The 13771-nt window shown below is 71.1% G+C and carries 8 protein-coding genes; 7 read left to right on the top strand and 1 reads right to left on the bottom strand.

Translation table 11 applies throughout. The features are described 5' to 3' along the window. Positions 1-84 precede the first annotated feature (84 nt). Positions 85-528, bottom strand: coding sequence for an HIT family protein (locus JYK02_RS19605; RefSeq protein WP_207053092.1), 444 nt, complete (start codon positions 526-528; stop codon positions 85-87). Positions 529-669: 141 nt separating this feature from the next. On the opposite strand from JYK02_RS19605, the gene JYK02_RS19600 reads away from it, so the two are divergent. The 7 genes from JYK02_RS19600 (at position 670) to JYK02_RS19570 (ending at position 13731) form a co-directional block, all read left to right on the top strand. Then, positions 670-2319, top strand: coding sequence for a carboxypeptidase-like regulatory domain-containing protein (locus JYK02_RS19600; RefSeq protein WP_207053090.1), 1650 nt, complete (start codon positions 670-672; stop codon positions 2317-2319). Between the two features lie 175 nt (positions 2320-2494). Further along, positions 2495-4333 carry an Ig-like domain-containing protein gene (locus JYK02_RS19595; protein ID WP_207053088.1) on the top strand — a complete coding sequence of 613 codons (1839 nt, stop codon included), beginning with the start codon at positions 2495-2497 and terminating at the stop codon, positions 4331-4333. 175 nt (positions 4334-4508) lie between these two features. Continuing rightward, positions 4509-4979: a response regulator gene (locus JYK02_RS19590; protein WP_014393311.1), complete on the top strand. Its 471-nt coding sequence runs from the start codon at positions 4509-4511 to the stop codon at positions 4977-4979. 119 nt (positions 4980-5098) lie between these two features. Further along, positions 5099-8914, top strand: coding sequence for a protein kinase domain-containing protein (locus JYK02_RS19585; RefSeq protein WP_207053086.1), 3816 nt, complete (start codon positions 5099-5101; stop codon positions 8912-8914). A gap of 185 nt (positions 8915-9099) precedes the next feature. Continuing rightward, the gene (locus JYK02_RS19580) at positions 9100-10068 is read left to right on the top strand and encodes an ADYC domain-containing protein (RefSeq protein ID WP_207053084.1); all 969 of its coding nucleotides are present in this window, start codon (positions 9100-9102) and stop codon (positions 10066-10068) included. A 264-nt stretch (positions 10069-10332) separates the two neighbouring features. Next, the gene (locus JYK02_RS19575) at positions 10333-12216 is read left to right on the top strand and encodes a hypothetical protein (RefSeq protein ID WP_207053083.1); all 1884 of its coding nucleotides are present in this window, start codon (positions 10333-10335) and stop codon (positions 12214-12216) included. A 246-nt stretch (positions 12217-12462) separates the two neighbouring features. Beyond that, positions 12463-13731: an efflux RND transporter periplasmic adaptor subunit gene (locus JYK02_RS19570; protein ID WP_207053081.1), complete on the top strand. Its 1269-nt coding sequence runs from the start codon at positions 12463-12465 to the stop codon at positions 13729-13731. Positions 13732-13771 lie beyond the last annotated feature (40 nt).

Below are 13771 nucleotides of genomic sequence, written 5' to 3'. Positions count from 1 at the left end.
GGACGGCGTGCATTCTTCCCCCGATACGGTGTCAGGTCCATGACAGTGGACCCTCCCGGGCGCCCAGTGCACGCCCGGCATGGGTCAGCGGGCGAGCGCCGCCGCCAGCCGCCGGGCCGCGGCCTCCAGCGTCTGGGGCGCGAGGTGCTCCGCCGGGGCCGCGTCGAAGGCGCCCCGACCCCGGAGGTGGGACGGGGTGTCCGCGAAGCGGGGCACGAGGTGCAGGTGGAAGTGCCGGAGCACGTCGCCAATGGCGAAGGCGTAGACGTGCTCGGCCCCCAGCACCTCGCGCTGGGCGCGCATCACCCGGGCGGCGAAGGGCCCCAGCTCCCGAGCCGCCCCCTCGTCCAGGTCATACCAGCCGCGCACATGCTGATCGCTGGTGAGCACCACCCAGCCCGGCAGAGGACTGGGGGACGCCACCCCGTGCAGGACGAGTCCGGGTGCCCGGGCGAGCACGCCACCCGGTGGGTGGACCTCCCCCTGAAGGATGGCGCAGCCCAGGCAGGGGTCGTTGACGTCTGACATGGTGAGTCATCCTCTTTCAATGGGCTTGGGTAGATTTCACCCCACCTTGACGGCGTGTGCCCGGGTCAGGGAGTGTCCGATTTCCGCCCTTTGGGAGCAGCTGGGGCGTGAAAATTCCGTCATAAATTCAAGGTGGGGACGATGAAGAAGCAAGTGCTGATGGCCGTGTTGCCGCTGATGGTTTGGGGGTGCGGTGACTCGACTGACGCGAACAACGATGGCATCGCGGACGGCGTCTACGACCCGAACAACGTGTCGGTGGTGGTGCCTTCCACGCCGAAGGGCACGGTGTCGGGCCAGGTGCTGAGCACGACGCTGCAGCCGCTCGCGGACGTCACGGTCGCGATGACGATTGGCAGCCAGGCGACGGGCAAGTCGGCGACGACGGACGCCAGCGGCAACTTCGTGATGGCGGACGTGCCGGCGGGCGCGCAGGTGCTGCTGACGTTCAGCAAGAGCGGCTACTCCACGCTGCGCGCGACGTCCGTGGTGCCCTCGACGGCGGGCAACGTCCCCATCAACAACGGCAACGCGAGCTTCGGCCCGGTGACGCTGACGCAGCTGAACGGCTCGATGGTGGTCAACGTGGTGACGCCGCAGGGCCGTCCGGCGGTGGGCGCGAAGGGCGTGCTCGAGGTGGACAAGGCGGGCTCGGTCATCCTGAGCAACTACGACCAGGCCAACTCCGTGGTGAGCAAGGTCTACGTGGAGGCCACGGCGGACGCCAACGGCGTGCTGACCTTCAACGGCATCCCCTCCGGCGTGGAGATGGCGCGGCTGAACGGCACCTACAACCTCTGGATCGCCCCGATGGACTCCAACGGCGACGGGGTGGTGGACACGGGCGGCTACGTGAAGAGCTACTCGGGTGGCTCCATCGTGGGGACGCAGACCACGACGCTCGCGCAGCTGGCCTACTCGAAGCCGTCGAACGTGGCGCTGACCATCGAGGGTGGCAACGTGTCCAGCCTCAAGGGCGCCACCGAGCTGGATCCGCTCCGGAACATGGTGCGTCCGGGCGAGCCCATCTACGTGTACTTCAACCAGCCGGTGCAGCCGGGCTCGCTGCTCGTGCGCCTGACGGACGAGTACGCGAAGGAGTCGCTGCCGGTGACGGCCTCGGTGAACGTCGGCGGCTACTCGGCGACCATCACCCCGTCCAACGGCATCGTGCAGGAGGGCAAGGAGTACAACATCTTCGTGCGCGCCGTGTCCGCCGAGGGTGGCAGCAACTACAGCCGCACGGGCTTCTTCTTCGGCGGCGACCAGTCCACGCCGAAGGCCGTGACCATCGCGGAGCTCCGGTACCAGGAGAAGTCGCTGCCGCCCGCGGCCACCGCGACGCAGCTCAACCAGTTTGAAGACGTGTTCGTGAACTTCAGCGCGCCCATCGCGAAGCAGGTCGGCCAGTCCGTCCAGGTCTTCTTCGCCTCGGACATCGACAACAACGGCACCGTGGGTGGCAACTCCTTCGGTGAGGTCGGCAACTACAGCGGCCAGGGCTTCCCCCTGGAGATCGCTGAGCCGACGAGGCCCGTCCAGACGCGCACGCCGGCCGAGCTGCCCGTCTTCGGCATCCAGCCGTCTGGGTACAGCACCCGCTACTTCTTCAATTACACGGGTACCGTTGCCCTCAACCCGAGCCAGGTTCGTCTCGTCGTTTCGTTCAGCAACCTGGCGCCCGTCCTGGGCACCAACGACGTCTACGAGTCCATCTGGGGCCAGGGGATCAACACGGACCTGGAAGCGACGGGCATTGGCCAGCACCCCGCGCCGACCGCTGCTCCTTGAGCTGACGTAGGGAGTTGACGCATCCAGGATGCCCCCGTGAAGCCCAGGCTTCGCGGGGGCATCTTCGTTTCAAGCTGTCTCCAGGGCGGGATCCTCCCGTCTTGACGGAAGACGTGTCCCCCCGTCGCTGGACGCGCAACCTCTCGGAATGCATACGGAACGGGGCCACTTCCGGATGGATTCGTCCTTGCTCAGCCGTACCCCCATGAAAAATCCCTGTTCCGTCCTGGTGGCGCTGCTGCTCATGCCCGCAGCATGCATCCAGGTTCCCGACCTTGTGGCTCCCCCCGATGTGGCTGACTGCAGTGACGCAGGTGAAGAGCCGATTGACCTTCAATGGGTGTCACCCGCGGACGGAGCCCCGGTCGGGAGCACCGCGAGGCTTCAGGTTCAACTGACGGGGGCCGAACCGGACACCGTGGACCTGCTCGTGGACGGCACCGCGGTCACCTCCCTGGAGGAGCCCTTCGTCCTGGATTGGAAGACCCAATCCGTTTCGGAGGGCCCGCATGCGTTCGTCATCCGTGCGCGCCGATGCGGGCAGGAGTTCTTGAGCGCCCCGCGCCAACTGGTGGTGGACCGGACGGGTCCCACGCTGGTGTCGCGGACTCCCGAGGACGGTGCGCAGTGGGTGTCCGTGCACCAGACCGTTCGCGCGGAGCTGTCCGAGCCCGTGATGGCGGGCAACGTGAACACCAGGACGGTCCGGTTGCTGGCGGGACAGAGCGAGGTCCCCGCGGAGGTTTCGCTATCGCAGGACGGCCGCGTCCTGACGCTTCAGCCGCTTGAGCTTCTGCCTGTGCGCGAAGTGATGCGGGTGGTGTTCGATGCGAGCGTTACGGATGCCGCGGGCAACTCCGTGGCGATGCCTTCCCAGGGATGGTCCTGGCGGGTTCCTGCTTTTCTCCCCCTGGGCGACGCGCAGACCCCTCGGCCCCGTGTGGATTCCTTTTCGCTCCAGGTGGAGCGCGGGGGAACTCCGCTGGTGGCGCGGTTGGGAGCGGGGACGTCCAGCGTCCAGGTTGAACGTTGGACCGGGGTGGCCTGGCAAGCCCTGGGAGCCCCGCTCCAAGGCAGCGCTGGAGATCCCCAGGCAACGGAGTGTGTTCTGCATCTCGACTCGTCGGACACCCCGCACGTGGCCTGGGTCCAACCCAAGCTCGATGGAAGCGTGGAGGTCCATGTCCGGCGGTGGTCCGGGAGCGCCTGGACTGCCTTGGGGGCGCCCGTCATTCCTGTCTTGTCGCAAGCCAGTGTGACTGACGTGCGAATGAAGGTGGAAAGCTTTGGGGGGATCCCTGTCATTGCTTTCAAGGAAAGGAATGCTTCGGAGCTCCGAGTCAGTGTCTTCCGCCTGCAGGCGGGAGAGTGGAGATCACGGGTCGGGGGAGGCTCCCAGGGCGTCCCAAACCTCACTTCTCTGCATCTGGAACTGAACCAGTGGAACGAGCAGATCCTGGGCTGGAGCAATACGGAGTATGGATTTCCCGGGTGGGCGATTTCCGTTAATCGTTCGTCAGGCGGGAGTGATCTCGGGTATACGGCTCCATCCAGACAAGCCGCGTCGTCCATGTTCGCGATGACGGTGGGCGGGGATGGCAGGACCGTCGTCGCCAGCCCGGTCCAGTCCAATGGCAGTCAGTCCGTCCTCGTGCAGCAGTGGCCAATGGCGGGGAGCTGGGAGCGCGTGGGAAATACCTACGACCGCGTCCCTGGACGGACTGACGCTTCCGCCACCGCTCTCAAGCTCGACGCGCAGGACAGGTTGATCATGCTGCTCGAAGAGCCCGAGTCCGAAGCCTCGTCCTCCGTGCGAAGCCTGTTCGTCCAGCGGTGGACCACGGATCACTGGGAGCAGATGGGAGGCGCGCTGAGCGCCAATCCCGGCGCGACGCCGGTGAGCCACTCCCAGGTCGGCACGGACAAGGACGGGCGCATCTTCCTGGCCTGGACCGAAGTCGAAGAGCAGGACCCCACCCAGCCCAGGCTCCACGTCCACCGCCCCAACCACTAGCCACCACCCCCAGTCCCTCCGCCCACCTACACTGTCGGCTCGTGTCCCCCTGTCGCGCGGCGGACAACGGACCTACCCTGGGAGCCGTCCAGGGAAATCTTGCGAGAACGGGCGCTTTTTCGTGGACGTGTTTAGATTCGTCCCGCCCCTCCCCTGCATGCGAGGCCTCTGCTCCATGAAGAACGCGGTCCTGACATCTCCAGAGGGTGAGCCAACCGCGAGCGGTGGGCCCGCTCCCGTGAACTCCGCCAAGCAGCGCGTCCTCGTCGTCGACGACTTCGACGACGCCCGCGAGATGTACGCCGAATACCTGGAGTTCTGCGGGTTTGAGGTGGACACCGCCAAGAACGGCCTGGAGGCCGTGGAGAAGGCCCAGGAGGGGGAGCCGGACATCATCCTCATGGACCTGTCCCTCCCCGTCATGGATGGCTGGGAGGCAACGCGGCGCATCAAGCAGGACACCCGCACCCGCGACATCCCCGTGATGGCCCTCACCGGCCACGTGCTCGCCGGCAACGCCGAGCACGCCCTCTCCGTGGGCGCGGACGAGTTCGTCGCCAAGCCCTGTCTGCCCCAGGACCTGGAGAACAAGATCCGCAACATGCTCAAACCCAGCAAGGCAAAGCCCCGCTCGGGTCAGGAGTAATCCCAGGTCCCACCCGGGAGTGTCCATGGATGGACACTCGGGTGCGGCACCCTGCGCCGGGGCGGGCTCCCGCGGGCCCCCCGGTTGACCCACGGACGCGGGAAACGTAGGCAACCCTGGTGGGCTCTCCCGCCTCGTCCCCACCTCCCGACGCGTGGACTCCCCCCGAGGAGTTCGACGAGTACCGCATCGTGCGGCCGCTCGGACGGGGGCGCACGGGCCGGGTGTACCTGGCGCATGACACGCTCCTGGAGCGCCCCGTCGCGGTGAAGTTCATCCCGTCGCTGGGCTCCAACGCGCTGGCGCGCTTCCTCGTGGAGGCCCGGGCCGCCGCCCGCATCCAGCACCCCAACGTCGTCACCCTGTACCGGGTGGGGCAGCTGGAGGATCAGCCGTACCTCATCTCGGAGTTCATCCGGGGCGTCAGCCTGGACCGGCTGGCCCGGCCGGTGCCCTGGGAGCGCGCGCTGGGCATCGGGCGGGACCTGGCCCGGGGGCTGGGTGCCGCCCACCGACGGGGCGTGCTCCACCGCGACATCAAGCCGGGCAACGCCGTGCTCACGGAGAGCGGCGAGGTGAAGCTGCTCGACTTCGGCCTCGCCAAGCTGCTCGACCGCGCGGAGGCCGGCGAGTCCACCGCGCCGCGCGCGCCCCTGCCGCCGCCGGAGCTGCCCGCGGACTGGGATCCGGAGTCCAGCCCCGCGCTGGGCGCCCGCTCGCTGGACGGCGTCTTCCTGCCGTCCCTGCCGCGCGGCGCGCTGGTGGGCACGCCCTACTACATGTCCCCGGAAGCCTGGGCGGGCGAGGAGCTCAGCGCGCGCAGTGACGTGTACTCGCTGGGCGTCGTGCTCTACGAGCTGTGCGCGGGCCGGGGCCCCTTCCGCGACGTGCCCTGGCGCGAGCTGTCCGAGGCCGTGCGCACCCGCGACGTGCGCCCCCTCCTGGAAGTGGCCCCGTCGGTGGACCCCGGGTTCGCCGCCGCCATCGACAAGTGCCTCAAGCGCGACCCGGCCCAGCGCCACGCGTCCGCCGCGCAGCTGCTCGACGCGCTGGAGGCGCTGACGCGCGAGGAGACGCCGGTCTCCGTTCCGGAGGGCAATCCCTACCGCGGCCTCCAGGCCTTCGAGGCCGAGCACCGCGCCCTCTTCTTCGGCCGCCGCCGCGAGCAGCGCTCCGTGCTGGAGCGGCTCAAGGCGGAGGCCTTCCTGCTGATGACGGGCGACTCCGGCGTGGGCAAGTCGTCCCTGTGCCTGGCGGGCATTCTCCCCGCCGTGGCGGACGGCGCGCTGGAGGACGGCCGCCGCTGGCGCACCGCGCGGCTCGTGCCCGGACGCAGGCCCGTGTCCGCGCTGGCCGTGGCGCTCGCGCCGGTGCTGGAGGTGGACGAGGAGCCGCTCGCGGAGACGCTGCGCCAGGACCCCACGTCGCTCGGCCGCAGGCTGCGCGCGAAGCTGGGCACGCAGGGCGGGCTGCTCGTCTACATGGACCAGTTGGAGGAGCTGGTGACGCTGTCCCCGCCGGAGGAGGCCGCGCTCGCGGGCGCCGCGCTGGGGTCGCTCACGGAAGCCGCCGGGGGCCTGCGGCTGCTCGCCACCGGCCGCAGCGACTTCCTCACCCGCCTCACCGCCGTGCCCGGCCTGGGCCCGGAGGTGCCGCACGCGCTGTACCTGCTGCGCGCGCTCACCCCGGAGGAGACGCGCGAGGCCATCGTGGGCCCGGCCCGCGTAAAGGGCGTGCGCTTCGAGTCCGAGGCCGTGGTGGACGCGCTCGTCGCCTCCACGGCGGCCTCCGACGGCGGCCTGCCGCTGCTCCAGTTCGCGCTGGCGGAGCTGTGGGACGCGCGCGACGAGTCCCAGGGCGTGATGACCCAGGCGGCGCTGGACTCGCTGGGCGGCGTGTCCGGCGCGCTCGCCCGGCACGCCGACGCCGCGGTGGCCCGCCTGCTGCCGGACCAGCGCTCGGCGGCGCGCGGGGTGATGCTGCGCCTGGTGACGGCGGACGGCACCCGCGCGCGCAAGACGGACCGCGAGCTCGTGGGTGACGACCCGCGCTACCGCGCCGCGCTGGAGGCGCTGGTTCGCGCGCGCCTGCTCGTGGCGCGCGAGGGGGAGGGTGGCACCGCGTACGAACTGGCCCACGAGGCGCTCCTCACCGGCTGGGCCACGCTGGCCCGCTGGCTGGTGGAGGCGGGCGAGCGCCGCGAGGTGCAGGCCCGGCTGGAGGCCGCCGCCGCGCAGTGGGAGCGCCTGGGCCACGCGCGCGAGTCGCTCTGGGGCCCGCGCCAGCTTGCGGAGACGGAGCTGCTGGAGCCGTCCGAGCTCACCCAGCGCGAGCAGTCCTTCCTCAGCACGTCCCGCCGCACCGGCGTGCGCAGCCGGCGCCTGAAGCTGGGCCTGGCGCTGGGCTTCATCGTGTCGCTGGGGCTCGTGTACGCGGGCCTCCAGTGGCGCGAGCGCCACGTGCTCAACGCGCGCGTGCGCGGCGAGCTGGCCGCGGCCGGCTCGGAGATGGACGCCGTGCGCCGCGAACGCGACGCGCTCCAGGCCGAGCGCGCGGAGGCCTTCGGGCTCTACGACACCGGCCACAAGGCGGACGGCGACCGGGCCTGGGCGAAGGTGGCCGGGCACGGGGCCCAGCTCTCCCACCACTTCGACGCCGTGGCGGACCGGCTGGAGCGCGCGCTGGCGCTGGCCCCCACCCGCACCGACGTGCGCGACGCGCTGGCGGACTTCCTCTACGAGCGCGCCCTGTGGGCCGAAAGCGAGCGCGAGCCCGTGCTGCCCGCGCTGCTCCAGCGCCTGCGCCTCTACGACGTCGACGGCGAGCGCTGGAGCCGCTGGAACACGCCCGCCCGCCTGTCCCTCCAGGTGGACGCCCCCGGTGCCTCCGCGGAGCTGCGCCCTGTGTCGCGCGAGGCCGGCGGACCGGACGTCGTGGGCGAGCCGCTGCCCTCCCCGGGCGCGCTGCCCTGGACCGACGTCACCGTGCCTCCAGGCACCTGGCAGCTCAGCGTGCGCGCGCCGGGCCACGAAGAGTCCGTGCAGCCGCTGCTGCTGACGCGCGGGGAGTCGCGCCGCGTCGCCGTGCCGCTCGTGCGCGCGGGGGCGCTCCCGCCGGGCTTCGCCTACGTGCCGCCGGGCGACGTGCGCTTTGGCAGCGCCGCCGAGTCCAGCGTGCGCGACTTCCTCAACGCCACCCCGCTGCACACGGTGCCCGTGCAGGGCTTCCTCATCGCCCGGCACGAGACGACGTACGCGGACTGGCTCCAGTACCTGGCGTCGCTGCCCCCCGAGGCCCGCGCCGCGCGCCAGCCCCGCGTGGGCACGGGCGGCTACGCCGGGGGCCTGGCGCTGGAGCCGGACGGCAACGGCTGGCGGCTGCGCTTCCAGCCCGGCGGCGTGCGCTATACGGCGCGGACGGGCGAGCCCGTGAGGTACGCGCGGCGCTCGCAGCGCACGGAGCAGGACTGGCGCCAGTTCCCCGTGAGCGGCATCAACTTCGCGGACGCGGAGGCCTACGTGACGTGGCTGTCCACGTCCGGGCGGGTGCCGGGGGCGCGGCTGTGCTCGGAGCTGGAGTGGGAGCGGGCCGCGCGCGGCGTGGACGGCCGCGAGTACCCCCACGGCTCCCGGCTGGGCGCGGACGAGGCCAACGTGGACGTCACCTACGGCAAGGACCCGGGCGGCTTCGGCCCGGACGTCGTGGGCAGCCACCCCGCGTCCCGCAGCCCCTTCGGCGCGGACGACATGGCGGGCAACGTGTGGGAGTGGACGCGCTCGTGGCTGGAGCCCGGCCGCCCGGTGGCCCGCGGCGGCAGCTTCGCCTTCAACGTGACGAGCGCCCGGTCCTCCAACCGGGAGCTGCCAGAGCCCTCGCTGCGCGACGTCACGGTGGGCCTGCGCGTGTGCGCGGACGCGCCCGTGTCCGGCGGCTGAGCACCACCGGACACTGAAACCCCCGGGAACCGCTGGGCTCGCCCCGGGGTCGCTCCCAACTGGAAGCCAGTGGACGCTGCAAGTGCCCGGACGGGCCTGCCGCGGTTGCCGCTCCCTCCCCCCGGACTGACCTTGACCGTGCAAGACGGTGCGGGTCGGGGTCGGGGAAGGGAAGGGGCATCCAGATGAGGACGTTGCAGCGAGTGGTCGCGGCGTGTTTCGCCGTCGTGGCGGTGGGCTGTGGCACGGAATCGTCGGAGCTCGACGCTCCCTCCCTGCGCACGCAGGTGGCGGAGGTCGTCTCCCCCAACGGGCGCAACCTCAACGGACGCAACCTCAACGGGCGCAACCTCAACAACACCGAGCTGGGCGGCATGCTGGTGTCCGTGGCGTACGCGGGCGCCCACTCCGCCGCCGGCAAGCCGCTGAGCAACGTGCGGCTGCAGGGCTCGGCCTTCTTCGGCCTGGACGGCACCACGTCCCTCTCCGGCACGGACTTCACCGGGGCGCGCTTCGTCGGCAAGATGGGCGACGACTCCACCCTGCACCTGCGCGTGGACAGCGTCACCCAGGGCAGCGGCGGTGACAGCGACCTGTGGTCCTACCAGGTCTCCTACCAGGGCTCCGACGGCAGCTGGCGCTCCGTGTGCCAGGACGCCAACGGCGCCGCGCTCCCCGCCATCGCCGTGGCCGGCCGCTGGAACTACCTCCAGGGCGTGGCGGGTGGCGGCGACAAGATTGAAGACGCCACCGCCTTCACCTTCGCCTGCGAGGGCGCCGCCATCGCGAAGTGCATGCACTTTGGCTACAAGCCCTGGGCCACCGCCGCCAACGGCGAGAGCCTCGCGGGCCACCACCAGGCCTGCACCCGCATGGTGCGCGCGGACTTCTGCGGCGACGGTGAGTCGCACACCTCCGATGGCCAGTGGGTCAACCTCTACGACGGCGTGGGCGTCCAGGCCGACACCGAGTCCTGGAACCTGGAGGCCGAGTGGAGCGAGGCCGGCGCCCGCTGCTTCACCGCGGAGACCCGCGCCCACGTGCCCGTGACGTGCTCGGGCTTCAGCCCCATCCCGGACTGCGGCAGCACCGGCCACTTCCAGTCCGGCACCCGCCTCATCAGCGAGTCGCCCTACGGCGCCAGCGGGTTGTAGCCAGACAGGTTACGGCAACCCCAGACTTGTAGCGGATTAGGTTACAATCTCTGGAAGTCGATAATTGTCAGTGTTTCATGTTATGAGAACGCCCTGTTCGCCTCCGTGTCGCAAGGACCGGAGGGGGATGGGGCGTTTTCCGCATTCACGGCAGGGGGGGAGGGGACCCGGGGGTTCCAGGGGCCCATGAACGGTGAGGAGGGGAGGGTGCCCCATCCGCGCGGCTGTCATCGCGGTATCCCCGTCGTGAGTGGAGCACACCCCATGAAGCCTGAGCTGTCTTTGCTGTGGAAGCACCCCGGGAAGCTGGGACGGCGCCTGCCGTTCGCGCTCCTGGCCTCGTCGCTGGTGGTGGGTTGTGGTCAGCCCGCCCCGGAGACGACGGAGACCCCCGCGCCCTCCGCGCCCCAGGCGGAGTCCTCCGCCCGGGCCGTGGACCCGTCCGGCCCCCTGGAGGCGGCGCTCGGTTCGACCCTGCAGGCCCTGGAGGGGGATGCGGCGCGCCCGGTGGTGGAGTCGCTGGTCGCCATTCCCCAGGCCGCGGTCAGCCGGGCCACGGCGACGGTGTTCCAGCTGAAGCTGGACGCGAAGCGCGTGGAGAACGAGGCGTTCCGCGGCGGGACGCTGACGATGGCGGACGGCGAGCAGCAGCTGGTGTTCCGCGACAACGGGCAGAGCGGCGACGCGGTGGCGGGGGACCTGCTCTTCACCGCCTCCGGCACGTTCGACTTCGTGGCGCTCCAGGCGGAGCAGCAGCGCATTGCCCAGGCGCAGTCCCAGTCTCCCACGCAGCTGACGACGGCCGTGTTCGAGAACCGCCGGCTCGTGCGCACCGTGCCGGTGACGGCGCTCAACCCCAACTTCCCGGTGGGCCAGCCCGTGCCCATCCAGCCCATCGGCCTGGCGTCGCTGGTGGATCCGGCGCGCTCGCTCATCATCCGGGCGCCCGCCGTCGTGAACGACACGACGCGCACCTATGACCCGTGCACCGGCGCGGGCAACCCGAACGGGAAGTGGACATTCAACTACCTGATGACGGAGATGGCCAACCAGCCCTTCACGGGCGTGGCCCCCTCCACCTTCGTGCGCGAATGGCTGCGGCAGTGGGAGCAGCCGCGCACGGTCAACGGCTTCGTGAACCCGCCGCGCACGTCCATCGGGACGAAGATCATCGGTCCCTGGCCGAAGCTGTCGTCCGGCGAGCTGAACCTGGCGAAGTCGCCGTTCAAGCTCATCGCCATCGTGAACCGGCTGGACCTGGCCGGCAGCAATCCGGCCTACGGCTCCGGCAGCGCGGGGGAGGGCCGCTTCATCTTCGCGGCCACCACGGGCACGGGCGCCTCCTGCTACACGGTGCCCTTCCTGGTCATCCTGGAGTACGGGGTGGACAAGAACGGCTGCGCGGCCATCAAGAGCTACGCGCAGCAGTGGCAGGCCCTGTCCGGGCTGCCGCTGGGCAGTGCGTCCTACAACGCGGCGCTGGAGGCCCTGACGGAGCAGTTCGCCAAACGCGACCTGTCCCCGCGCAAGCCCAACCGCAGCTCCATCAACCAGGTGCGCACCAACGAGGAGTGGCTGGCCAGCCCCTGGGAGCTGCGCGAGTTCCGCCTCTGGAACAGCACCATCAACCCGAACTCGTTCTCCACCACGCCGCCCCCCATCGTGGGCCTGCTCAACAGCCACACCGTGGCTCAGACCCCGGACCGCACCACGCAGAACACGCTGTTCCCGTCCTACGTGAACGCCAACACGGGGCCCATCGTCGCGGGCACGTACTCCGTCCCGCTGCCGTGGGGCGGTGGTCCGTTCCGCGGAGGCCGTGCCGTGGTGACGAACCCCGTGGCCACGCCCCCGTTCTGGAGCCAGCCGGCGTCCGTCATCCCCAACCGTCAGGCGCGGCATGTCTTCTCGCTCAACACCTGCGATGGCTGCCACGGCGACGAGCTGGGCACGAACTTCACCCACGTGAACTGGAACGGCGCGCTGTCGCCCTTCCTCAGCGGCGCGCTCACCGTGCCGGACCGCGCGGACGGCGCGCCCACGCGCACCTTCAACGAGGTGCTGGCCCGCCAGACGTTCCTGGACCAGATGGCCAACCAGAGCTGCCTCACGGCGTCGTTCGTGACGGCCCCGCCCAGCGTCCACTGAGCCTCTCTCCGGTGTGAGGGCTTCCGCGGCCTCCGTCCCGTTGCCTGGGGGCGGAGGCCGTCGCCGTTCAGGACGCCGCTCGCCAGGCTCCCCGCCTGCCGTGGGGACGGGCCGGGGGTGTTCTCCAGCTTCACGCTCCGTGGTGGCACGACTTCCCCGGGCGGGGGGGCAGCACCACGTTTACCCGGCTCCGGGGATGCCCCCGGGTTGGACCGGGGCTGTCAGCGGGGGCCGTGGAGGCAGGCCGTGGGACGCACCGAAACGAGAGCGGGACGCCGCGCCCGGAGCAGGGGTGCGCGGCTGGGGGCCGTGCTGGCCGTCGTCTGGCTGGCGGGCGCCTGCGGGCAGCGCTCCGAGGAGGCCGTCGCACCCACCGCGCCCACGGTGGTGTCTCTGGGACCGGAGAACGTGGTGCGCGTGGAGCCCACGCGGCTGGAGAGCGGCCCCGTCATCTCCGGGTCGCTCCAGGCGCGGCGGCTGGCCAGCGTCCGCGCGCAGGTGGGCGGCAGCATCCTGGACGTGAAGGCGGACCAGGGGCAGGCCGTGAAGGAAGGGCAGCTCCTGGCGCGCGTGGACGAGGGGACGCTGCGCGAGCAGGTGCTGGCGGCCAGCTCCACGCTGCGGGTGGCGCGCAATGCCTTGCAGGTGGCGAAGGCGGATGAGCAGCGCAACCAGATGCTCGTCAAGCAGGGCGTCATCACCCGCCGCGACTTCGAGCGCACGCAGCTTGCGCGGACGCAGGCGGAAGGGCAGCTGGCGGACGCGCAGGCGCGGCTGAAGCTGGCGCAGGATCAACTGGGGCGCACGAAGGTGACCGCGCCCTTCGCGGGCGTGGTGAGCGAGCGGCAGGTGAACGCGGGCGACATCGTCCAGCCAGGCGCGCCGCTCTTCACGGTGGTGGACCCCGCCACGCTGCGGCTGGAGGCCTCCGTGCCCGCGGCGCAGCTGTCCCAGGTGGAGGTGGGCACGTCGGTGGAGTTCCGCGTCAACGGCTACGCGGACCGCGCCTTCAAGGGGGAGGTGGAGCGCATCAACCCGGCGGTGGATCCGGCCACGGGACAGGTGCGCATCTACGTCAGCATCCCCAACACCGAGCAGACACTCCTGTCCGGCCTGTTTGCGCAAGGGCGCGTGGCGTCCCAGTCGAAGGAGGCGCTGGCCGTGCCGGTGGACGCGCTGGACACGCGCCAGGAGCCGCCCACCGTGCAGCGCGTCTCCAACGGCAAGGTGGAGCAGGTGGCGGTGACGCTGGGCCTGCGGGACGACGTGGCGCAGACCGTGGAGGTGCGCTCGGGGTTGAAGGCCGGGGACGTGGTGCTGCTGGGCTCCGCGCGCGACCTGACCAACGGCACGCCGGTGAAGCTCACCGCCGCGCCGGAGGGCTTGAAGAAGCAGCGCCCCGCCTCTCCACCGGAGGCCCAGCAGGGCGTGGGCGGCAGCGGGGCTACGCAGGCTCCGGCGCCGGCGGCGGCGGGCGTTCCCACGCAGCCCGCCCAGCAGGCTCCCGCGAAGTAGCGCCAGGCGTCTCCACTTCTTGAAGCAGCACCGCAGGAGT

The organism is Corallococcus macrosporus, from assembly GCF_017302985.1.
GTDB classification, from domain to species: Bacteria; Myxococcota; Myxococcia; order Myxococcales; family Myxococcaceae; genus Corallococcus; species Corallococcus macrosporus_A.
The sequence above is the reverse complement of the archived record's forward strand: the minus strand, read 5'-3'. Positions and strand labels throughout refer to the sequence as shown.